This window comes from Kytococcus sedentarius (assembly GCF_041937525.1).
Lineage (GTDB): Bacteria > Actinomycetota > Actinomycetes > Actinomycetales > Dermatophilaceae > Kytococcus > Kytococcus sedentarius_A.
The window spans coordinates 1,490,982-1,511,282 of record NZ_CP169391.1 but is presented as its reverse complement, the minus strand read 5'-3'; the positions used below and the strand labels follow the sequence as shown (position 1 = coordinate 1,511,282).

Genomic DNA, 20,301 nt, shown 5'->3' with positions numbered 1-20,301 from the left:
GACGATTTCCACATGCGCAGATATTGGGGTGGGGCGCGGATCAGGCGTCCGGACGGGGCGCTGCACCCGGCCCGGGCGTCCCACCCCGCAGGGGCCCTCACCCGCCCTCACCGACGCCCGGTGAACCCCCGCATCGACTCCTGCACACCCATCAGGCGCAGCGCAGCGTCGCCGACGCGCACCGGCAGCGCCCGCGCGGCCAGCGCCGGCACCACGTGCCCGGGCAGCACCAGCCGCTCGCGCCCGGACTCCATGGCGTCCAGCACCCGCCGCGCCACGTCCTCGGGCTCCAGGATGGGCAGCACCGCCGAGAACCGGCTGGTCACGCCCTCGAACATCCCGGTGCTGATGTAGTAGGGGCACACCAGCAGCGTCCCCACTGGGGACCCCAGCTCGTGCAGCTCGTTGCGCAGCGAGTCGGTGAAGCCCACCGCGGCGTGCTTGCTGCCGGAGTAGTCCGTCTGCTGCGAGACCCCCACCATCCCGGCCAGGCTGGCGATGGTCACCACCAGCCCCCGCCGCCGCTCCAGCATTCCCGGCAGCACCGCCCGCGTCACCCAGTAGGGCGCCAGCGCGTTCACCTCGTAGGTGCGGCGGATCTGCTCGTCGGTGGCCTCGGTGAGGCGCTCGCCGGTCACCACGCCGGCGTTGTTCACCACCACGTCCACCGGCCCGAGCGTCGCCTCGGCCTCGCGCGCGGCGGCGCGCACCGCATCGGCATCGGTCACGTCCACCGTCTGCGCGAGGGCGCGCACATCCCCCTCCTCCGATGAGGTGAGGCCCGATGCGGTGGGACCCGCCGCCGTGATCTCACTCGCCACGGCGTCGGCGGCGGGCCCGTCGAGGTCCCAGAGCACCACGCGTGCGCCGCGCGCGGCCGCGCCCAGGGCGAGCAGGCGGCCGATGCCGGAACCCGCCCCGGTGACCAGGACGGTGGTGTCGTGCAGGGGTCGTTGCATGTCAGTCCTTCGTGATGCGGGGCCAGTTGCGGTTGCCGAACTCCCGGCGCCAGACCTCGCGCCAGGTGGGGACGTACAGGTCCTCCTCCACACGCATCCGGCGCCGGGCCAGGGTCCGGAACCAGACGATGGCCACGACGCCCAGCACGTAGGGCACGAACTGCACGGCCAGGGCGGTGCGGAAGGTCCGCAGGTCGTAGGCGCCACCCTGTGCATCCAGCACCACACCGATGCCCAGGATGGTCACCAGGGTGACGCCGAAGCCGGTCATGATGATGATGCCGGTCGCGCTGCCCAGCCGCTCGGAGGGGGAGAAGGTGCGGGCGAAGTCGAAGGCCACCGCGGAACCGGGGCCACCGGTCGAGAGCCCCACCACCCAGAGCACGAGCAGCCACGCCGGTGCGGGCCCGGGCCAGAGCTGGATCAGCGTGAACGGCAGCGCGTTGGCCAGGATCACCAGGATCACCAGGGTGGAACGGCGCAGCGGGTGGCGCTGGGTGAGGAAGCCCACCATCGGCCCGAAGACCAGGCCCAGGATCACGCTGAGTGTCAGCATCGAGGACGCGAAGGCGGCACTGCGCCCCTCACCCTCGGTGAGGTAGGGAAAGCCCCACATCATGGCGAAGACCATGGGGCCGAACACGGTGGCCGCGTGCGTGCTGGCGCCCAACCAGGTGCCGGGGTGACGCAGCACGGAGCCGATGCTGGTGCGCGGCCGGCGCGTGGGGTTGCGCCGCGGCTCGTCGCCCGCGGGGCGGTCGCGGATGAGGGTGACGGCCACCAGGCAGGCCACCGCGCTCGTGGCCGCGGCAGCCAGGAAGGCCGGCCGCCACCCGGCGCTGCCGAGCAGCGCCACCAGGGGCACGGCGGAGAGGATCTGCCCGAACTGGCCGGTCAGACCGGTGACCTGCGTCATCAGCGGCACGCGGGAGGGGGCGAACCAGGCCGGCACCAGGCGGATGGCCGAGGCGAAGGTCATGGCGTCACCGGCGCCCACCAGCACGCGGGCGGCGATGGCCCAGCCCAGGTCGGGCGCCAGCGCCATCGAGGCCTGGCCCACCATCATCAGGAAGGCGCCCAAGGTGATGAGCAGCCGGGAGCCGTAACGGTCCAGGGCCAGCCCGACGGGGATCTGCGCCAACGAGTAGACCAGCAGCTGCACCACCACGAAGGTGGCCACCACGCTGGCGCCCACCTCGAAGCGCTCGGCCGCGGGCACGGCCGCCACGCCCAACGAGCTGCGGTGGAACACCGCGATGGCGAACGCGAACGCCGCCGCGCCCCACACGAACCACGCCGAACGGGGCGTGGACGTGCGGGACGCGGCAGCGGACGGGGTGCGGCCGGTGGCCGCGGAAGAGCTCTGCTCCGGGCTCACTTCGGCGGCATGCGCAGCGCGCCGTCGAGCCGGATCACCTCACCGTTCAGCAGGGGGTTCTCCACCAGGTGACCCACGAGCGAGGCGTACTCCTCCGGGCGGCCCAGACGGGAGGGGTGCGGCACCATCGCCTCCAGGGTGGCCTTCACGTCGCCCGGCATGCCGGCCATCATCGGCGTCTCCATCACGCCCGGGGCGATGGTCATCACGCGCACGCCGTGGCTCGCCAGGTCGCGGGCCGCGGGGAGGGTGAGGGAGGCGATGGCGCCCTTGGACGAGGCGTAGGCGGCCTGCCCGATCTGCCCGTCGTAGGCGGCCACCGAGGCGGTCATCACCACCAGGCCGCGGTCACCGTGGCCGGTGTCCGCCTCGGTGCCGTCGTCGCCGGTGCGGACGTCGGACACCTGGTCGTTCTCGGCCATGGCCTCGGCGGCCAGGCGCAGCACGTTGAAGGTGCCCACCAGGTTGATGTCGATGACGGTCTTGTAGGTCTCCAGCGGCAGCACGCCCTTGCGACCCAGGATCTTGCCCGGCGTGGCCACCCCGGCGCAGTTCACCGCCAGCCGCAGCGAGCCCATCTGCGTGGCGCGCTCCACGGCGGCGGCCACCTGGTCGCCATCGCGCACGTCGGTGGCGCAGAAGGCCACCGAGTCCGGGCGCTCAGCGTTGAACTGCTCGGCCATCTCGGCACCCGGCGAGCCGGGCAGGTCCAGCATCACCACCTTGCCGCCGGCCTCCAGGACGCGGCGGGTGGTGGCGTGGCCCAGGCCGGAGGCGGCGCCGGTGACCAGAGCGACGAAGTCGGGCGTGATCTGCATCGGATTCCTTGTCAGGGGGTGCGTGGGTGGGCGTTCAGCCCAGGGACTTGAGCATGTCGCGGGCGATGACCATGCGCTGGATCTGGTTGGTGCCCTCGAAGATCTGCGTGATCTTGGCGTCGCGGAAGTAGCGCTCGGCCGGGAAGTCGGTGGTGTAGCCGTAGCCGCCCAGCACCTGGATGGCGTCCGTGGTCACCTTCATGGCCGTGTCCGAGGCGAACAGCTTGGCGATGGCGGCCTCGCGGCTGAACTTCTTGCCGGCGTCCTTGAGACGGGCGGCGTGCAGGTAGGTGGCGCGGGCCGCGGAGGTCTGCGCCTGCATGTCGGCGAGCATGAACTGCAGACCCTGGTTGTCGATGATCGGCTTGCCGAACTGCTCGCGCTCCGCGGCGTACTTCAGCGCCAGGTCGGTGGCGGCCTGCGCCAGACCGGTGGAGGCCGCGGCGATGCCCAGTCGGCCGGAGTCCAGTGCGGCCAGCGCGATGCCCAGACCCTTGCCGGGGGTGCCGATGAGGTTCTCACCCGGCACGGCCACCTTGTCGTAGATGACCTCGCGCACGGTGTCGGAGTGCAGGCCCATCTTGCGCTCGGGCTCGGCGAAGGTGAACCCGGGGGTGTCGCCGGGCACGTGGAAGCAGCTGATGCCCTTGCCGTCGTTCTCCCCGGTGCGGGCGAAGGTGGTGTAGAAGTCCGCGTGGCCGGCGTGGGAGATCCACATCTTGCCGCCGCTGATGGAGTACTGCTCGCTGCGCCCGGTCTCGTCGACCTCGCCGGAGCCGACGGCCCTGGTCTTCATGGAGGCCACGTCGGAGCCGGCAGCCGGCTCCGAGAGGCAGTAGGAGCCGAACCAGTCGCCGCCGATCATGCTGGGCAGCAGCCGCTCCTTCTGCTCCTGGGTGCCGTAGGTGTTGATGGGGAAGCAGGTCAGGACGTGGATGGAGACACCCACGCCGATCGCCATCCAGGCGCTGGACAGCTCCTCGATGCACTGCAGGTACACCTCGTACGGCTGGTTGGCGCCGCCGAACTCCTCCGCGAAGGGCAGGCCCAGCAGCCCGGCCTCGCCGAGCGTGTGGAACACCTCGGAGGGGAACTCGGCCTTCTTCTCGTACTCGTCGGCCTTGGGTGCCACCTCCTTGGCGGCGATGTCGCGGACGAGGGCGATGAGGTCTTCCGACTCCGGGGTCGGCATCAAACGTGTGACGGCCATGGGCACAGCGTAACGAGGCTCACAAGCGTGCGGGGCCGCACCGGTCGCCGGCCCCACCGGTCGCCGAGGCTCACCCCATCGGCCAGGGGGTCAGCTCCGTGAGCTTGCCGCTGCGCCCGTCGCCGGAGGAGCGCCCGGTCACGCGGCGCTTCACCCACGGCCCGGCGTGCGTGCGGGCCCACTCGCGGTGCTCGGCCCAGGTGGGGCGTGGTGCCTCGGCGAGCTCCAGCGGGTGGCGGAAGTCCCCCTCATCGGCCTCGGTGTGGCCCAGCGCGGCGAAGCCGGCGAGCGCGACGCGGCGGTGCCCCTCGGGGGTCATGTGGATGCGGTCGGCCGCCCACATGCGCCAGTCCTTGAGGAAGTGCAGGTCCCACTGGTTGAGCACGTAGCACCCGTGGCGCCCGGCGATGCTGAAGATGTGCGCGATGTACTGGCCCACCCGGCCCCGCGTCGCGCCGATGATGGGGGCGCCCACCGGGTCGGTCGGCGTCACCATCAGCACGTCGGCGCCGGTGGCGCGCAGTCGGGCGACGGCCCCGTCGAGCCGGGCCGCCAGGGCGTCGATGTCGGCGCGCGGCCGCAGGATGTCGTTGCCCCCACCCACGATGCTGACCAGCGTCGGCCCCGTCGCGCCCTCGACGAGCTGCACCGCCGCATCGGTCTGCGGCCCGGCGACGTCGGCGAGCAGCCGCCCGCGCACCGCGAGGTTCGCGTAGTGGAACGGGGCGTTCTCGTGCTCGTTGGCCAGCATCGTGGCCAGGCGGTCGGCCCAGCCGGAGAAGTCGCCGGCGGTGACGTGCTCGTCATCGGACATGCCCTCGGTGAACGAGTCGCCGATGGCGATGTAGTTGGCCCACGGCCGCGGGGTGGTGGCCAGGTGGCGCAGGGGGGCGATGCCGGAGCCGGGCACCCGCCAGTCACTCACCTCGGGCTGGCCGGTGGGGGTGGTCGGGTCGCTCACGTCAGGCTCCAGTCGATGGGTTCGGCTCCTTGCTCGGAGAGCAGGCTATTCGCGCGGGTGAAGGGGCGCGATCCGTGGAACCCGTGTCGGGCGCTCATCGGCGAGGGGTGCGGGGACTCGATGCAGGGCATCGGTGCGAGCAGCGGGGCCAGGTTGCGGGCGTCGCGGCCCCATAGGATGGCGACGGCCGGGTGGCCGGCCGCAGCGCGCTCGCCCAGGGCACGGATCGCCAGCTCGGTGATGGCCTCCCAGCCCCTGCCCCGGTGGGCGGCGGGCTTGCCGGGCTGCACCGTCAGGCAGCGGTTGAGCAGCATGACGCCCTGACCGAACCAGGGAGTGAGGTCGCCGCTCTGCGGGCGCTCGCAGCCGGTGTCCTCCACCAGCTCGGTGAAGATGTTGTTCAGGGAGCGCGGCACGGGGCGGACGTCCGGGGCCACGGAGAAGCTCAGGCCCACCGCGTGCCCGGGGGTGGGGTAGGGGTCCTGGCCCACGATGAGGACCCGCACCGCATCGAGGGGCAGGGTGAAGGCGCGCAGGATGCTGTTGCCGGGCGGGAGGTAGCCACGGCCGGCGTCGTTCTCGGCGCGCAGGAAGGTGCCGAGCTCGGCGAGGGTCTGCGCGGCGGGTTCGAGGACGGGCAGCCACGAGTCGTGGACCTGGCCGGCGAAGGTGGGGTGGTTCACCCGGCAACCGTACGCACCGGTGCGGGGTTGAGAACCGCACCGGTGCGGAGTTGGGGTGCCCCTGCCGCCTGCCCGCACCTGAAACACGCACCGGTGCGGGGATCGGGCGTCGTCGCCGCTGGGCACGTCGTGAGATGCGCACCGGTGCTGAGGTGGACTGTCGAGATGCGGCTTGGTGCGGAGTTCGCTGAGGAGGGCAGGCGAGTTCCGCATCGGTGCGGAGTTGGGGTGGCCCTGCCACCTGCCCGCACGTGAAACACGCACCGGTGCGGGTCTCGGGCGTCGTCGCCGCTGGGCCCGTCGTGAGATGCGCACCGGTGCTGAGGTGGACTGTCGAGATGCGGCTTGGTGCGGAGTTCGCTGAGGGGGGGGCAGGCGAGTTCCGCACCGGTGCTGAGGTGGACTGTCGAGATGCGGCTTGGTGCGGAGTTCGCTGAGGGGGGCAGGCGAATTCCGCACCGGTGCGGAGTTGGGGTGTCCCTGCCACCTGCCCGCACGTGAAACACGCACCGGTGCGGGGATCGGGCGCCCGCGAGGAATGACACGCGTGTGATTCCGCCGGTAGGCTGGCCCGCATGGGTGCAGCTGAGCAGACGACCGGGACCGCGCAGGCCGAGGGGCTGTCGGCGCGCGACCGCGAGATCCTGGCCTTCGAGCGCCAGTCGTGGCGGTACGCCGGGGCCAAGGAGCAGGAGATCCGCGAGCTCTTCGGCATGACCACCACCCAGTACCACCAGCGCCTCAACCAGCTGCTCGACTCCGAGGCCGCGCTCGCCGCGGACCCGCTGCTGGTCAAGCGCCTGCGCCGCCAGCGCGACGCCCGCCACACCACCCGTCTGGCCGCACGGCAGCGCACGCGCACGCAGTGAGGCGCGCCCCGCACTGATCTGACGGGGGATTGTCGATGGGGGAGCAGCCCACCACGGGCTCCACGGGCACCAAGGTGTCCAAGTACCAGACCGCCGAGGTGTGGTCCACGACGGTGCAGGGTCACCGCATCGAGGGACGGTTCGCCGGGGGCTGGCCGGAGAAGACGGTCTGGCTCGACGTCGACGGCACCACCGTGGGGCGGGCGAGCAACGACACCACCGTCCGGGTCACCGCATCGACCGGCGCCCTGACGAACGCCGGGTGGAGCGGTGCCGAGCGTGGGCCGTTGGGCTTCGGCGGCGGCGTGGAGCTGGAGGTGCGGCACGCGCAGGGGAAGCCGTACGACATGGACCTGCTGCCCGAGGGGACCACGGCGCGGGGGCGTCGCATCGCCCTGGAACCGCCGGCCGGCAGTGCGGGGGAACGCTTCCAGCAGCTGCGGGAGCGGCGTCCGCGGGTGGCGGCACTGCGGCACCTGCTGCTGCGGCTGGGCTTCCTCCTGGTGCCCCTGCTGATCCTGCTGGTGGAGCCGGTACTGGCGCTGCTCCGCCGCCTGCTGGACGCGCTGGGCGTCACCCTGCCGCGGATCCCGTGGCCGGACCTGCCGAGCCTGCCGCGGATCCCGTGGCCGGACCTGCCGAGCCTGCCGCGGATCCCCTGGCCCGACCTGCCGGACCTGCCGGACCTCCCCAGCCTGCCCCGCATCCCCTGGCCCGACCTCTCCTGGCTGTTCGACCCCATCCGCCCGCTCATCGAGTTCCTGCAGGACAACGGCCGGCTCATCGGCGCACTCGTGGTCGGCTTGGCGCTCGCGGCCACCGAAGTGCGCCGGCAGCGGGCCCGCCGGGAGACTCGCGATGCCGAGCGCCAGGTGGAGCTGGAGCGCCTCGCCCGCGCGATGCGGCAGGTCGCCGACCGCGGCGAGTCCGGGGACTGACAGCTCAGCCCGGCCACACGCCGCTGGCCCCGCGCCGGTGCGAGCCCAGCAGGTGCGTGTCCACCATGCCGATGGCCTCCATCAACGCAAACATCGTCGTCGGCCCCACGAACACGAACCCTCGCTTCTTCAGCGCCTTCGACAACGCCACCGACTCCGGCGAGCTCGTCGGCACCTCCGCCACCCGCAGTGGCCGTGGGGTGTCCTCGGGCTGGAAACCCCAGACGAACTCGCCCAGCCCACCGTCCTCGCGCAGCGCCACCGTGGCCCGGGCATTGGTCACCGTCGCCTCGACCTTGCGCCGGTTGCGCACGATGCGGGCGTCCCCCATCAGCCGCTCGACCTCCACCGGCCCGAAGGCCGCCACCGCATCGGGATCGAACCCGGCGAACGCCTCCCGGAAGGCCGTCCGCTTGCGCAGGATCGTTGCCCACGACAGCCCCGACTGGAAGGCCTCCAGGCTCAGCCGTTCGAAGAGCCCGGCCTCGTCGCGCACCGGCATGCCCCACTCGGTGTCGTAGTACTGCCGCATCAGGTCACTTCCGTCGCCCCACGGGGTGCGCGCCAGGCCGTCGGCGCCGATGACCACCTCGGAGCCCTCCGGAACACGCCCCGACGTGCCCGATGCGGTGACGCCCCCGCCGCTCATCGCTCCAGTCCCGTCACGCGCAGGGTCAGATTGAGCCGTCCCGGCAGCCCGGCCTCCACCTGGGCGGCGGCCACCGCGTCGGGCGCGGTGCCGGGGTGGATCCGCGGCACCCCGTGGAAGGCCCGCCGTGCCGGCCCACCGAAGACCACCAGGTCGCCGGACTCCAGGCGGATGTCGGTCCACGGCCGGGTGCGGGTCTCGGTGTTGCCGAAGCGGAAGGTGCACGCCTCGCCGACCGAGAGGGAGACGACCGGCGCCTCGGTGAGCTCGTCGGCGTCCCGGTGCATCCCCATCGAGGTGTCGGGCAGGTAGTGGTTCACCAGCGCGGCGTCGGGGGTGGCGTCCGCCCAGGCGTCGAACCCGGTGGCCGCCACGGCCCGCCGGTAGACCCGCACCATCCAGTCCGGCACCGGCAGCGGCGCCGATGGGGGGCGCGTCCCCTCATCCGGCGACTCGATGCCGGGCGCCTCCCGTGCGTAGCCGCCGCTGGTCCACACCCACCCGAAGGGCACCATCGCCACGCTCATGCGACCGCCGCGCACGGCGGGCCGGTGGGCGGGCACGGGACCGGCCGCCCAGGTGGACCACTGGCGCACCACCCAGGTCTGCTGCCCCGCATCGAGCCACCCCGGCACCCACTGGCACCCCGGTGCCACCTCCCGGGCGGGGCGGGGGAGGGTCTCGTCGCCGAACAGGGCGCCCACGGTCAGGTCACACGGCCGGGTCGGACGGCCCGTCGTGCATCTGACGCAGCAGCACCCCCGTGGACTCCAGCACGTCGCCGAAGGCCTCCGGCCCCTGGGTGAAGTGGTACTCACGGGCGACGATGCCCACCTCGGCGGCGCCGGCCACGTTGTCCGGGCGGTCGTCCACGAAGACGACCTCCTCGGGGCGCACGGGGAAGCCCGCCTCGGCCTCGGCCGCCAGGATGCGGCGGAAGAACTCGGGGTCCGGCTTGGCCACGCCCACGCGGGAGGAGGTGTACACCTCATCGCTCAAGTCGGCGAAGGCGCCCGACTCGTCCAGCCAGGCCGCGCGGTGGGGCTGCTGGTTGGTGGCCATGGCCACGCGGATCCCGCGCCGGCGGGCGGCCAGCACCATGGCTCGCTCCTCCTCCAGGGCGACGGTGTTGTGCCACAGGGTGGCGGTCGTCTCGGGGTCGGCGGTGTTGTCGTGCTCGCGCAGCACCGAGGCGATGACCTCGGGGAAGGTCGGGTCCTCCTCGCCGCCGGAGAGCAGGGACACCTCGGCCACGAAGATCTCGTCCAGCACGGCCCGGGCCCGACCCCACAGGGCGGTGTCCTCGGCCAGGTCGTTCGGAGAGCGGTCCCACCCCGCGGCGAGGTGGGCCAGCGCGTCATCGCGCCAGGTGTCGGGCATGCGCTGGATCACGGCGTCGGCGTCCAGCAGGAGCAGTCGCACGGTGGAGGGCTGAGGGGTGGCCATGGGCCCGATTCTCCCACTGACGGCCCGGCGCCGGGTGGGCCCGGGGGCGGGGTGTGCGGCGGCTGGCGCTGGCCGTGGCGGGGGGTGTGGGCACGCTTTGCACTCTCGGGTCGAGAGTGCCAAAATCTCACTTGGCACTCGGCGGCTCCGAGTGACAGGTCGCGGGCCACGCGGCCGAGGACAGTGCCCCTCGGTCGGCCCAGCAGACGGCATGGGGCCGTGCCGGGTGAATGACAACCGACCACAGGTCGAGGGGTCGATGCCGGGCGGTCCACACCGCATCGGCGTGCCCCGTCCGTCGCGGGCGACCGGTGGTCAGCCACTACGTGTGTGGGAGGAACCACCGATGGCCAAGACCATTGCGTTCAACGAGGAGGCCCGCCGCGGCCTCGAGCGCGGCATGAACACCCTTGCCGACGCCGTGAAGGTGACGCTCGGCCCCAAGGGCCGCAACGTCGTGCTGGAGAAGAAGTGGGGCGCCCCCACCATCACCAACGACGGTGTCTCCATCGCCAAGGAGATCGAGCTCGACGAGCCCTACGAGCACATCGGTGCCGAGCTCGTGAAGGAGGTCGCCAAGAAGACCGACGACGTCGCTGGTGACGGCACGACGACGGCGACCGTCCTGGCCCAGGCCATGGTCCGTGAGGGCCTGCGCAACGTGGCCGCCGGCGCCAACCCGATGGGGCTGAAGCGCGGCATCGAGCAGGCCACCCAGGCCGTGTCCGACGAGCTGCTGAACATGGCCAAGGACATCGACACCAAGGACCAGATCGCCTCCACCGCGTCCATCTCGGCCGCGGACCCGGAGATCGGCCAGGTCATCGCCGAGGCGATGGACAAGGTCGGCAAGGAGGGCGTGATCACGGTCGAGGAGAGCAACACCTTCGGCATCGAGCTCGAGCTCACCGAGGGCATGCGCTTCGACAAGGGCTACATCTCCCCGTACTTCGTCACCGACACCGACCGCATGGAGGCGGTGTTCGAGGACCCGTACATCCTGCTGGTGAACTCGAAGATCGGCGCCATCAAGGACCTGCTGCCGCTGCTGGAGAAGGTCATGCAGTCCGGCAAGCCGCTGGTGATCATCGCCGAGGACGTCGAGGCCGAGGCGCTGGCGACCCTGATCGTCAACAAGGTGCGTGGCAACTTCAAGTCCGTGGCCGTGAAGTCCCCGGGCTTCGGTGACCGTCGCAAGGCGATGCTGGGCGACATGGCCATCCTGACCGGTGGCCAGGTCATCTCCGAGGAGGTCGGCCTGACCCTGGAGAACGCCGAGCTGGACATGCTGGGCACCGCCCGCAAGGTCGTGGTGACCAAGGACGAGACCACCATCGTGGACGGCGCCGGTGACGACGCCCAGGTGCAGGGTCGCGTCAACCAGATCCGTGCCGAGATCGAGAACTCGGACTCGGACTACGACCGCGAGAAGCTGCAGGAGCGCCTCGCCAAGCTGGCCGGCGGCGTGGCCGTCATCAAGGCCGGTGCCGCCACCGAGGTGGAGCTCAAGGAGCGCAAGCACCGCATCGAGGACGCGGTGCGCAACGCCAAGGCCGCCGTGGAGGAGGGCATCGTCGCCGGTGGTGGCGTGGCCCTTCTGCAGGCTGCCGCCAAGGCGTTCGACGGTCTGAAGCTCGAGGGCGACGAGGCCACTGGTGCCGAGATCGTCCGCGTGGCCTCCAGCGCCCCGCTGAAGCAGATCGCCATCAACGCCGGCCTCGAGGGCGGCGTCGTGGCGGAGAAGGTGCGCACCCTCAAGCCCGGTGAGGGCCTGAACGCGGCCACCGGCGAGTACGTCGACATGATCGCCGAGGGCATCATCGACCCGGCCAAGGTGACCCGTTCCGCGCTGCAGAACGCGGCCTCCATCGCCGCGCTGTTCCTCACCACCGAGGCCATCGTGGCCGAGAAGCCGGACAACAGCAGCAACGCTGCCGGCGGCGCCGACATGGGCGACATGGGCGGCATGGGCTTCTGATCCCACATCGCGCCGGGCCGGCCTCGATGCCGGTCCACGCCTGACGACGGGCGGCCACCTCACGGAGGTGGCCGCCCGTTCGCGTGTCCGATGGGGTGGGGGGCGCCCGCGTGTGGCGAAGTGGCCGCTGCGCGAGGTTCCCGTGTGGCGAAGTGGTTGCCGCGCGGGTTCCCGTGTGGCGAAGTGGTCGCTGCGCGGGGTTCCCGTGTGGCGAAGCGGTCGCCCCAGCAGCCGCTCTGTCACACGCGCCGGGTGAGGGGCAGCCGATACGTCACATGCCCCTGGTGCCCAACAGCCAGAACGTCGCACGCCCCACGGAAGCCAGCGGCACCAGCAGCCCCTGTCGCTGTGTCGCGAACTACTGCTTCTTGCGGACGCCGTCCCGGCGGAGGTACTCGAAGACGATGCCCACCACGATGGCAAAGGGGATGCCGGGCGTCGACAGGTTGTCCCACGAGGTCAGGAGCCGCAGGAGCAGGGTCACAACTAGCCACGTGACCATCATGATCGCACCGTAGATCGCGGCACGGACCCAGCTGAACTCCGTGGGTGGCGTCTTGGAGTCGATCGTGTTCATGTCCATGCCCCCAGCACACCGCACTGCAGGTCACAGCACATCCAGCCAGCGGATGACCTGTCAGCCGCTTCGTCGCACGCTTCGCGGATCCAGCCGCCGAACGCCACATGGGCCCGTGTTTCCCGAAACGGCCCGTTTCCCGCGCAGGAAAACACGCCATCCCAGGAAACACCTCAGTCCAGCTCCGGGGGCAGCGGTTCGGCGTGCACGACCTCCAGTCCGCTCACCGCTCGGGTCAGCACCACGTACAGCCGCCGCAGCCCCGTGCGGCGGTCGGGCTCGTCGGCCACGATGCGGGCCGGCTCGGCCAGCACCACCCGGTCGAACTCCAGCCCCTTCGCCAGCCCGGCCGGCAGCACCGTCACGCGCGGCACCTCCCCGGCGAGACCCTCCGGGTGCGCCGCGGCCAGGGCCGCGCCCACCGCATCGACCATCCCCGCCGGCACGATCACGCCCACCGAGCCCTCGTGCGCCAGCGCCCGACCCACCGCCTCGGCCACCCCGGCCACGAGCCCCTCAGCGCTGCCAGCCACGGCCGTGCACCGCAGCTCACCGGGGTCCTGCCGCACCGCCTCCGGCGCGCGCAGCCCCGGCGCGATGTGCGGCAGCAGCCGGGCCGCGAGCGCGATGACGGCGCCCGGCACACGGAACCCGCGAACCAGCTCCTCCACGTGCGAGCCCTCCGCGCCCAGGTGGCGCAGCGTCTCGGCCCACGACGCGGTGGCCCACGGGGTCGTCCCCTGCGCGATGTCCCCCAGCACCGTCAGCGACCCGGTGCTCGCCCGCCGCCCCACGGCCCGCAGCTGCATCGGCGACAGGTCCTGTGCCTCGTCGAGCACCACGTGCGCCCGCGACGGGGTCCGCTCCACGGCATCGCCCGCCTCGTCCAGCAGCGCGATGTCGGCCACGGACCACCGCGCCGACCTCGGGCTCCGGGGCGCCCTGTCCCACAGCAGCAGCGACTGCTGATCCGGCGACAGCACGTCCTCGGCCGCGCGGGCCAGCACGTCCGCGTCACCGAGCAGCTCGAACACCACCCGCGCGGGGTCCAGCACCGGCCAGTGCGCCTTCACGTACGCCTTCATCGGCGCCGAGCGCGCCACCGCATCGGCCACCCGGTCGTCCGGGGAGTCGCCCGCGGCCTCCATCTGCAGCAGCACCCGGTGCGCGAGCCGCCGCGCGAACATCTCCCGCGCCGCCGCGTACCGCGCACCCCGCTCGCGCAGCTCGTCCACGACCTCCCGCGCCTCGTACGCCGGCACCCGCCACCTGCGCGCACCACGCGGCACCACCAGCGCCTCGGTCGGCTCGACCACACGCCCCCAGATGGCGCGGTGCAGCACCTGCGCCATCCGCGCGTCGCCCTTGAGCGTGGCCACCGGCGCCTCGTCGGTGCCGGTGGGCGGGATCTCGAGCAGGTCCTCGATGGTGGTGTGCTCCACCTCCACCTCGCCCAGGGCCGGCAGCACCTGCGCCACGTGGTCCAGGAAGGCGCGGTTCGGCCCCACCACCAGCGCCCCACCGCGGGCCAGGCGGGTCGGGTGGGTGTACAGCAGCCACGCCACCCGGTGCAGCCCGACGGCCGTCTTGCCGGTGCCCGGGGCGCCCTGCACGCAGACGGTCGTGGCGACATCGGCGCGCACGATCTCGTCCTGCTCGGGCTGGATGGTGGAGACGATGTCGCGCATCGGCCCCGTGCGCGGGCGCTCGATCTCGCGGGCGAGCAGGTCCGATGCGGTGTGCTCGCCCCGCGCGTCCGCCGGCCCTCCGTCACCCGCACCCTCGTGCGCCGCCAGCAGGGGCTCGTCCTCGAAACCGGTCAGTCGCCCGTCCTCCACGCCGAAGCGGCGACGCAGGCTCACCCCCATCGGGTCGGTGGAGGATGCGCGGTAGAAGGCGGTGGCGACCGGTGCCCGCCAGTCGATGACCAGCGGGTTGCCGCCGGCGTCGGTGATGTGGCGGCGGCCCAGGTGCCAGCTCTCCACGGCGCCACCGGCGGACCCGGTCCCGTGCCCCTCGGCGAGGTCGAGGCGACCGAAGAACAGGGCGGAGTGACCGTCATCGGTCAGGGAGAGGGCGCGATGGTGGAGCGTGGCCTTGAGGTACTCGGCGGTCTGCGCGTCAGCCCCTTGGGCGTCCAGCGCCAGGGTGCGCTCCCGCATCTCGCCCAGGGCGATGCGGGCGGCCTCCAGGTGGGCGCGCTCGGCCTCGAGCGCGGTGCGGGGGTCAGGGGTGGTCACGGCAACTCCTCGGCGGTCCGGGTGGGGAACTCGCCGGTGGGCCGGTCGAGGCTCGGGATGGCGCTGCCACCGGCCGGGGCCGATCCGAGGGGAGGGACATGGAAGCACGGTGGCGAGGCGCCGGCAACCTGCGAATGCGAATCGTTCTCATTTCAGGTACGGTGCCGCCATGGCACGACAGGACATCCGCACCAAGGTGAAGCTCCGGTCCACTGCGGGCACGGGCTACACGTACATCACCGAGAAGAACCGCCGGAACACCCCGGACCGGTTGGAGCTGCGCCGCTTCGACCCCATGGTCCGCCAGCACGTCCTCTTCAGGGAGGCCCGCTGATGGCCAAGACCTCCAAGATCGTCAAGGACCGCAAGCGCCGCGAGGTGGTGGCGCGCTACGCCACACGCCGCGCCGAGCTCAAGGCCACCGTCTCCTCCCCGCGCAGCACGCCCGAGGAGCGCGCCGCCGCCGTGGTCGCCCTGCAGAGGCTGCCGCGCGACGCGAGCCCCACCCGCCTGCGCAATCGCGATGTGGTGGACGGCCGCCCCCGCGCGTTCCACCGCGCTGTCGGGCTCTCCCGCATCCGGCTGCGCGAGATGGCGCACCGCGGCGAGCTGCCCGGCGTCACCAAGAGCTCGTGGTGAACGCGCACCACCCCACCGACTCCCAGGAGGCCCCGTGAAGAAGGACATCCACCCCGACTACCACCCGGTCGTGTTCCGCGACGCCGACGCCGGTTTCGCGTTCCTGACCCGCTCCACCGCCACCCCGACGAAGACCATCGAGTGGGAGGACGGCAACACCTACCCCGTTGTCGACGTGGAGATCTCCAGCGCCAGCCACCCCTTCTACACCGGCCGCCAGAAGGTGATGGACACCGCCGGCCGCGTGCAGCGCTTCCAGCAGCGCTACGGGGGCCGCCGGTGACGCGCGCCGCCGGCCGCCTGCCGGTGACCGTCCTGGCCGGGACCGACGAGGCCGACCTCGCATCCGCCGTGCTGGCGGTCCAGTGGGACCTGCCCGATGCGGTGGTGGTGCGCCACGAGCTGGACGAGGAGGCGGGCACCGTCCGCCGCATCGTCAGTGACGCCACCGGCGTGCTGGACGACAGCACGACGCCCATGGAGCACGCCTGCCACGCCTGTGCGCTGCGCGAGGACCTGGTGCCCACGCTGCTGGGGCTGGCCGAGCAGGGTCGTGCCGGGGTGGCACTCGTGGTGCTGCCGGACGCCGCCGAGCTGCTCCCCGTGGGCAGTGCACTGGGTAGCGATGTCGTCGACGCCCGGGTGCCTGAGCTGCTGGACCTGCGCGGTGTGGCCGCTGTGGTGGACCCGCGGGACCTGGTGGCCAGGGTGACCATCGATGCCTGGGACCCGGACGTGGGGCCGCGTTCCGCCCTGGCCGTGCTGCAGGCCGAGTACGCCGACGTGCTGGTGCTCGCCGGGCCGACGGATCCGACCGGCCACGGGGACCCCGCGGATCTCACCTTCCTGCGGCACCTCGCCCGCCAGGACGCCACGATGGTGGAGGGCGCCTCCGCGCTGGACGCGGCCACCTTGCTGGGTGTGCGGCACGACGCCGACCGCGTGCACCGCCACCACGATCCGCGGCGCCGGCGACCGACTGGCGCGGCCGACGAGCACGGCATCGCCACGGCCGTCTTCGAGTCCTGGCGGCCCCTCCACCCGCGGCGCCTCATGGACGAGATGGAGCCGATGGTTCTGAGCTCGCTGCGGACCCGCGGTGCCTTCTGGCTGCCCACCCGGCCCGAGGCCGCATTGGTGTGGGACGAGTGCTGCGGTCAGCTGCGGCTGGGCAGCTGTGGGCAGTGGCAGGACCACCGGCGTACCTGCCTGGTGGTGACCGCGCACGCCGAGGACCTGGACCAGTTCGGCCGGCACTTCGAGCGGGCCCTGATGACCGATGCGGAGCTGGCCGGCGCGCAGCGGTGGGTCGGCCGGCCCGACGGGTTCGAGGAGTGGGTCGGCGACGCGGCATAGGCTCGCGTGCATGTCCGACGGTCCTGCTGCCCGCCCCCGCCGAGCGGGCGCATGACGCTCCGCATCGACGCCCCGGTGTGGCCCGCCCACGGTCTGCGGTTCAGCCACCTGGTCAGCGACCTGTCCTGGCGCGACGCAGTGACCGAGCTGCAGGACTTCGCGGCGCGGCTGGGGCTCGACGAGCGCTTCTTCGACGGCGACCACCAGGACGTGCCCGAGACCGCCTACGCCGCGTGCGTGGCGGCCGGGGCCGTGCCCACGCCGGGGCGCGAGCTGGTGCGGGTGCTTGCCCGCACCGGCCAACGGTTGCCCAAGCGCAAGGGGGAACGGTGCCTCGCGCGCCGTGTGGACGGCCTGCCCGGGCTCACCGCGCCGCACCTGCTCGATGTGGTGCGCTCACCCCATCGGGACGACGCCGCCACCGCCCGGGGCTGGGCCGCGTTGGGGCGTGACGCTGCCGGGGCCTTCACCGTGCTGGACGGCGGCACCGGCAGCCACGGGTCCCGGGCGGCGCTGGGCCACCTGCGGGTGTGGGTGCCGGAGGGTGCTGCGCCGGGCGGCGAGGAGCTGGCGGGACTCGGCGTTCGAGTGAACGAGGGGGAGAACCGGGTGGTGCTGGTGCGGCTCGACCTCGGTGGCTGAAGGCTCCGGGTGCGTGCCCCGGGAGAACGGCACGCCGGACCCGGCACGGCAAAGGTGAACCCGGCACGCTGTATTCGGCGTGCCGGGTTCACCTTTGGCGTGTCAGCTCAGTCGTTGGATCTCCGCGCGCACGTTCTCCAGCGCTCGGGGGCCCCACACCTGCCGGGCGTGCGCGGTGACGTACGGCGTGCCGGACTCCACCAGTGCCTCCAGGATGCTGCGACGACCCCGCCGGAACAGCGGCCCGGGCACGTGCCGGTACTCGCGCCGCACCGCTGCGGTGTAGCTGGCGTAGCGCGCGGGCGGGGCCGCGAGGATCCACAGGTCGGCGTCGCAGACCAGCTGGCCAGCGGTGTCGGCGGGGTCGTCCACGCGGTGGTCTGTGGTCAGCAGCACCAGGCGCGCCACCTCCTCGCAACGGGCCGCGTCCACGCCCAGCCCGCCCAGCACCGAGCGCGCCAGGTCTGCGGAGTCGGCCTCGTTGCGGCCTGCGCCGGCCCGGGCCCGGTACACCGCGTCGTGGAACCAGAGCGCCAGCTCGGCGTCCTGGGCCGCCGCGCTGTCCATCCCGTCGACGCCACCGCCCGCCTGGCCAGCACGCTCACCGGCCTCGGCGCCGACCAGCTCGTCGAGCGCCGCCAGCACCTCGGCCAGGTGCTGCCGGTCGTGGTACCCCCGGTGCGTCTCGTCCCACCGGGCGAGCAGCCCCGCCCCGGCGGCGCGCACCTCATCGGAGGGCGCACTCGTGACCGCGCCGAGGAGGTCCGCCCACCGGCCCGCCAGCCCGCCGCCGCTCAGGCCGCCGCTCACACCACGCCCTGGGCCGGCTCCGCCGCCCGCTCCGGCAACCGCACGGTCAGGTACGGCAGGAAGGCCTGTGTGAGCGGCCCGATCGCCAGCGCGTAGATGACCGTCGCGGCCCCCAGCGTCCCGCCCAGCAGCACACCGGCCACGATCACGGTCACCTCCAGCCCCGTGCGCACCAGCCGCAGCGACAGCCCGGTCCGCCGCGCGATGCCCGTCATCAGCCCGTCGCGAGGCCCCGGCCCCAGCTGCGCCCCGATGTACATGGCACTCGCCACCCCGTTCAGCGCGATGCCCGCCACCATCAGTCCGATGCGGGGAGCCCAGTCCTCCGGCGTCGGCAGCACCGCCAGGGTCAGGTCCGCAGCGGGTCCGATGAGGAGCGCGTTGCCCAGGGTGCCCAGGCCGGGCGGCTGCCGCAGCGGGATCCACAGCAGCAGCACCGCCAGCGAGACCAGCACCACCGTCACCCCGAAGGTCAGCGGCAGGTGCGTGCCCAGGCCCACGTGGAACACGTCCCAGGGGATCTGCCCCAGGGTGGCGCGCAGCACCATCGCCATCGATGCGCCGTACAGCGCCAGCCCCACCAGCAGCCACACCAGTCGCAGGGGCAGCCGGCCGGCGCGCAGCTGGGCGAGGGGGCCGAGTGCGGCCAGGTCCCTGCGGACGGGGCGGCGAGGGCGCCGGGAGTGCCGAGGGCTGCCGTCCGCAGCGGGGGTGGGTGGGGTGGTCACCGGATCAGTGTGCGCCATGCCCCCGGACAGCGAACCGCCCGGGCCGGTGGTCACACACACCCACGGCCCGGGCGGTTCAACCGGGGAACCCCAAGGGGAGGGGGCTCGACCCGGCGGGGACTCACGGTCCCCACCCGCATCGCCCGGTCGCACGGCGAGCGATGCGGGAGTCTGTGGTCATTCCTTGGCGCCGGCGGTCACCTCCAGGTCCTGGCGCTCCCCGTCGCGCACCACCGTGACGGTGGCGGTGTCGCCGACGGCCCGCTCGTGCATCTGGGCGATGAGGGCCCACATGCTGTCCACCGACTCCCCGTCGATGGCCACCACCACGTCGCCCTCCTCGAGCCCGGCCTCGGCTGCGGCGGTGTTCGGCTCCACCGACGAGATGCCGGCACCGTTGACGTGGGCGCCGTCCACCTTCACGGTGGCGTCGGTGACCCGCACGCCCAGCTGGGCGTGGGTGGCCTTGCCGGTCTCGATGAGCTCGGAGGTGACGTTCTTCATCTGGGTGGCCGTGATGGCGAACCCGATGCCGATGTTCCCCGTCTCCTGGCCGTTGCCGCCCAGGGTGGCGATGCTGGAGTTGATGCCCACCAGCTCCCCGGCGGTGTTCACCAGCGCACCCCCGGAGTTGCCCGGGTTGATGGCCGCGGAGGTCTGCACCGCGTTGGTCACCACCTGGGTCTCGGCGTCTCCGGCGCGCACCGGGCGGTCCAGGGCGCTGACGATGCCGGTGGTCACCGTGCCGGACAGCCCCAGTGGGTTGCCCACGGCCATGACCGGGTCACCCACGCTGAGCGCCTTGTCGTCGCCCACGGTGATGGGCTGCAGGTCGTCGGGCGCCTCGGGGATCTCCAGCACGGCGAGGTCGGTCTCGGGGTCGGTGCCCACGACCTTGGCGTCGTAGGCCCGGTTGTCGCCCAGCGTCACCCGGATGTCGGTGGCGCCGCTCACCACGTGGTCGTTGGTGACCACGTGGCCCTGGTCGTCCAGGATCACCCCGGAGCCGGAGCCGCCGGAGTTGCCGCTGGCCACGGAGATGGCCACGACGCTGGGGGAGACCTGCTCGGCCACGCCGGACCAGTCCACGCCGTCCGCCGTGGCGGCGGGGGTGGCCTTCTGGCCCTCGGCGGAGTCGCCACCGTCCTGCGAGCCACCGCCCTGGGTGCGCTCGGCCGCCGGCTCACCCTCGTTCACCTGTCGCTCGGCGGCAGGTGTGGAGTCCTGGGAGCCGATGATGCCGTTCTCCGCCAGCGTCCACGTGCCGGCCGTGGCCAGGGCGGCGGACAGCACGGCCGCGGCAGGCACCTGCCACCACCCACGGGAGCGCCCGCGGGGCTCCTCGTGCCGCTGCATCGAGCTGTACGGCGGGTACTGCTCGCCCGGACCGTACGGCTCGTGCTGACCGTGCTGGGTCATC

The 20,301-nt window shown here is 72.8% G+C and carries 22 protein-coding genes; 8 read left to right on the top strand and 14 right to left on the bottom strand.

The genetic code is table 11. From position 1 onward, the window contains the following. Positions 1–107: 107 nt before the first annotated feature. From ACEY2A_RS07015 to ACEY2A_RS06990, 6 genes are all read right to left on the bottom strand, one after another. The gene (locus tag ACEY2A_RS07015; RefSeq protein ID WP_374927884.1) at positions 108–959 is read right to left on the bottom strand and encodes an SDR family NAD(P)-dependent oxidoreductase; all 852 of its coding nucleotides are present in this window, start codon (positions 957–959) and stop codon (positions 108–110) included. Position 960: 1 nt separating this feature from the next. After that, entirely contained in the window at positions 961–2,337 is a 1,377-nt protein-coding gene (locus ACEY2A_RS07010; RefSeq protein ID WP_374927883.1) for a nitrate/nitrite transporter, read from the bottom strand. Beyond that, positions 2,334–3,155, bottom strand: a complete 822-nt coding sequence (locus ACEY2A_RS07005; protein WP_374927882.1) for an SDR family NAD(P)-dependent oxidoreductase — start codon at positions 3,153–3,155, stop codon at positions 2,334–2,336. Before ACEY2A_RS07005 ends, ACEY2A_RS07010 begins: the two co-directional genes overlap by 4 nt. Positions 3,156–3,189: 34 nt before the next feature. Beyond that, positions 3,190–4,365 (bottom strand): acyl-CoA dehydrogenase family protein, encoded by a 1,176-nt coding sequence (locus ACEY2A_RS07000; protein WP_374927881.1) that lies wholly within the window; start codon positions 4,363–4,365, stop codon positions 3,190–3,192. 70 nt (positions 4,366–4,435) lie between these two features. Next, positions 4,436–5,326, bottom strand: a complete 891-nt coding sequence (locus tag ACEY2A_RS06995) for an SGNH/GDSL hydrolase family protein (RefSeq protein WP_374927880.1) — start codon at positions 5,324–5,326, stop codon at positions 4,436–4,438. Further along, positions 5,323–6,009, bottom strand: coding sequence for a uracil-DNA glycosylase (locus ACEY2A_RS06990; RefSeq protein ID WP_374927879.1), 687 nt, complete (start codon positions 6,007–6,009; stop codon positions 5,323–5,325). Before ACEY2A_RS06990 ends, ACEY2A_RS06995 begins: the two co-directional genes overlap by 4 nt. A 575-nt stretch (positions 6,010–6,584) precedes the next feature. Between ACEY2A_RS06990 and ACEY2A_RS06985 the strand changes: the two genes are divergently transcribed. Together ACEY2A_RS06985 and ACEY2A_RS06980 are read left to right on the top strand one after the other, a co-directional pair. Beyond that, complete coding sequence (locus tag ACEY2A_RS06985) at positions 6,585–6,878, top strand: DUF3263 domain-containing protein (RefSeq protein ID WP_374927878.1); 294 nt, start codon at positions 6,585–6,587, stop codon at positions 6,876–6,878. Between the two features lie 35 nt (positions 6,879–6,913). Beyond that, a complete protein-coding gene (locus ACEY2A_RS06980; RefSeq protein WP_374927877.1) occupies positions 6,914–7,816 on the top strand; it encodes a hypothetical protein in 903 nt (300 codons plus the stop codon). Positions 7,817–7,820: 4 nt separating this feature from the next. Here ACEY2A_RS06980 and ACEY2A_RS06975 read toward each other — a convergent pair whose 3' ends face one another. The 3 genes from ACEY2A_RS06975 to ACEY2A_RS06965 are packed head-to-tail and all read right to left on the bottom strand — an operon-like array spanning position 7,821 to position 9,911. After that, positions 7,821–8,465, bottom strand: coding sequence for a DNA-3-methyladenine glycosylase I (locus ACEY2A_RS06975; RefSeq protein WP_374927876.1), 645 nt, complete (start codon positions 8,463–8,465; stop codon positions 7,821–7,823). After that, positions 8,462–9,169: an alpha-ketoglutarate-dependent dioxygenase AlkB gene (locus ACEY2A_RS06970; protein ID WP_374927875.1), complete on the bottom strand. Its 708-nt coding sequence runs from the start codon at positions 9,167–9,169 to the stop codon at positions 8,462–8,464. The genes ACEY2A_RS06975 and ACEY2A_RS06970 overlap by 4 nt, the downstream gene beginning before the upstream one ends. A 7-nt stretch (positions 9,170–9,176) precedes the next feature. Then, positions 9,177–9,911, bottom strand: a complete 735-nt coding sequence (locus ACEY2A_RS06965) for an HAD-IA family hydrolase (RefSeq protein WP_374927874.1) — start codon at positions 9,909–9,911, stop codon at positions 9,177–9,179. Positions 9,912–10,257: 346 nt separating this feature from the next. On the opposite strand from ACEY2A_RS06965, the gene groL reads away from it, so the two are divergent. Further along, entirely contained in the window at positions 10,258–11,889 is a 1,632-nt protein-coding gene (groL, locus tag ACEY2A_RS06960) for a chaperonin GroEL (RefSeq protein WP_374927873.1), read from the top strand. A gap of 358 nt (positions 11,890–12,247) precedes the next feature. Here groL and ACEY2A_RS06955 read toward each other — a convergent pair whose 3' ends face one another. Continuing rightward, a complete protein-coding gene (locus tag ACEY2A_RS06955) occupies positions 12,248–12,472 on the bottom strand; it encodes a hypothetical protein (RefSeq protein ID WP_374927872.1) in 225 nt (74 codons plus the stop codon). A gap of 167 nt (positions 12,473–12,639) precedes the next feature. Beyond that, positions 12,640–14,706 carry a HelD family protein gene (locus ACEY2A_RS06950; protein WP_374927871.1) on the bottom strand — a complete coding sequence of 689 codons (2,067 nt, stop codon included), beginning with the start codon at positions 14,704–14,706 and terminating at the stop codon, positions 12,640–12,642. 169 nt (positions 14,707–14,875) lie between these two features. Between ACEY2A_RS06950 and rpmG the strand changes: the two genes are divergently transcribed. The 5 genes from rpmG to ACEY2A_RS06925 are packed head-to-tail and all read left to right on the top strand — an operon-like array spanning position 14,876 to position 17,343. Then, positions 14,876–15,040: a 50S ribosomal protein L33 gene (rpmG, locus tag ACEY2A_RS06945; protein ID WP_374927870.1), complete on the top strand. Its 165-nt coding sequence runs from the start codon at positions 14,876–14,878 to the stop codon at positions 15,038–15,040. Continuing rightward, positions 15,040–15,345, top strand: coding sequence for a 30S ribosomal protein S14 (rpsN, locus tag ACEY2A_RS06940; protein ID WP_374927869.1), 306 nt, complete (start codon positions 15,040–15,042; stop codon positions 15,343–15,345). Before rpmG ends, rpsN begins: the two co-directional genes overlap by 1 nt. 34 nt (positions 15,346–15,379) lie before the next feature. Beyond that, positions 15,380–15,628 carry a type B 50S ribosomal protein L31 gene (locus tag ACEY2A_RS06935; protein ID WP_374927868.1) on the top strand — a complete coding sequence of 83 codons (249 nt, stop codon included), beginning with the start codon at positions 15,380–15,382 and terminating at the stop codon, positions 15,626–15,628. Further along, the gene (locus ACEY2A_RS06930) at positions 15,625–16,701 is read left to right on the top strand and encodes a GTP-binding protein (RefSeq protein WP_374927867.1); all 1,077 of its coding nucleotides are present in this window, start codon (positions 15,625–15,627) and stop codon (positions 16,699–16,701) included. The genes ACEY2A_RS06935 and ACEY2A_RS06930 overlap by 4 nt, the downstream gene beginning before the upstream one ends. Positions 16,702–16,752: 51 nt before the next feature. Further along, the gene (locus tag ACEY2A_RS06925) at positions 16,753–17,343 is read left to right on the top strand and encodes a DUF4031 domain-containing protein (protein WP_374927866.1); all 591 of its coding nucleotides are present in this window, start codon (positions 16,753–16,755) and stop codon (positions 17,341–17,343) included. 102 nt (positions 17,344–17,445) lie between these two features. Here the strand turns inward: ACEY2A_RS06925 and ACEY2A_RS06920 are convergent, their stop codons facing one another. The 3 genes from ACEY2A_RS06920 to ACEY2A_RS06910 form a co-directional block, all read right to left on the bottom strand. Further along, complete coding sequence (locus ACEY2A_RS06920) at positions 17,446–18,153, bottom strand: DUF4031 domain-containing protein (protein WP_374927865.1); 708 nt, start codon at positions 18,151–18,153, stop codon at positions 17,446–17,448. Then, positions 18,150–18,881, bottom strand: coding sequence for a YitT family protein (locus ACEY2A_RS06915; protein WP_374927864.1), 732 nt, complete (start codon positions 18,879–18,881; stop codon positions 18,150–18,152). Before ACEY2A_RS06915 ends, ACEY2A_RS06920 begins: the two co-directional genes overlap by 4 nt. Positions 18,882–19,058: 177 nt before the next feature. Further along, positions 19,059–20,300 carry a S1C family serine protease gene (locus ACEY2A_RS06910; protein ID WP_374927863.1) on the bottom strand — a complete coding sequence of 414 codons (1,242 nt, stop codon included), beginning with the start codon at positions 20,298–20,300 and terminating at the stop codon, positions 19,059–19,061. Position 20,301 lies beyond the last annotated feature (1 nt).